The 1,200-nt window shown below is 48.9% G+C and carries 1 rRNA gene; it reads left to right on the top strand.

The features are described from left to right. Positions 1 to 39 precede the first annotated feature (39 nt). A 23S ribosomal RNA gene (locus L2729_RS21485) occupies positions 40 to 1,200 on the top strand; the annotation flags it as partial.

Below are 1,200 nucleotides of genomic sequence, written 5' to 3'. Positions count from 1 at the left end.
ACAACGAGTATTTCTCATAGAGACTTATTTGGGTTGTATGGTTAAGTGACTAAGCGTATATGGTGGATGCCTTGGCAGTCAGAGGCGATGAAGGACGTAGTAACTTGCGATAAGCGTTGGCGAGCTAGTAACAAGCATTTGAGCTAACGATTTCCGAATGGGGAAACCCACATGCATAAGCATGTATCATTAACTGAATTCATAGGTTAATGAGGCAAACCCGGGGAACTGAAACATCTAAGTACCCGGAGGAAAAGAAATCAACCGAGATTCCCCTAGTAGCGGCGAGCGAACGGGGATTAGCCCTTAAGCGTAGAGGGTGTTAGTGGAATGTGTTGGAAAGCACAGCGGCACAGGGTGATAGCCCCGTACATGAAAACTAACTTTACGTGAAAACGAGTAGGACGGGACACGTGACATCTTGTCTGAACATGGGGGGACCATCCTCCAAGGCTAAATACTCCTGACTGACCGATAGTGAACCAGTACCGTGAGGGAAAGGCGAAAAGAACCCCTGTGAGGGGAGTGAAATAGAACCTGAAACCGTATACGTACAAGCAGTGGGAGCGGTTCTTGAGACCGTGACTGCGTACCTTTTGTATAATGGGTCAGCGACTTACATTTTGTAGCGAGGTTAAGCGAATAGCGGAGCCGTAGGGAAACCGAGTGTTAACTGCGCGTTTAGTTGCAAGGTGTAGACCCGAAACCCGGTGATCTAGCCATGGGCAGGTTGAAGGTTGAGTAACATCAACTGGAGGACCGAACCGACTTATGTTGAAAAATGAGCGGATGACTTGTGGCTGGGGGTGAAAGGCCAATCAAACCGGGAGATATCTGGTTCTCCTCGAAAGCTATTTAGGTAGCGCCTCGAGCGAATACCATTGGGGGTAGAGCACTGTTAAGGCTAGGGGGTCATCCCGACTTACCAACCCTTTGCAAACTCCGAATACCAATGAGTACTACTCGGGAGACACACGGCGGGTGCTAACGTCCGTCGTGAAAAGGGAAACAACCCAGACCATCAGCTAAGGTCCCAAAGTTATTGCTAAGTGGGAAACGATGTGGGAAGGCTTAGACAGCTAGGATGTTGGCTTAGAAGCAGCCATCATTTAAAGAAAGCGTAATAGCTCACTAGTCGAGTCGGCCTGCGCGGAAGATTTAACGGGGCTAAGCAATACACCGAAGCTATGGGTACTAGTG

It is taken from the genome of Shewanella gelidimarina, assembly GCF_023283945.1.
GTDB lineage: Bacteria > Pseudomonadota > Gammaproteobacteria > Enterobacterales > Shewanellaceae > Shewanella > Shewanella gelidimarina.
Note: the sequence above shows the minus strand (reverse complement) of the source record. Positions and strands in the feature narration are given on the sequence as shown.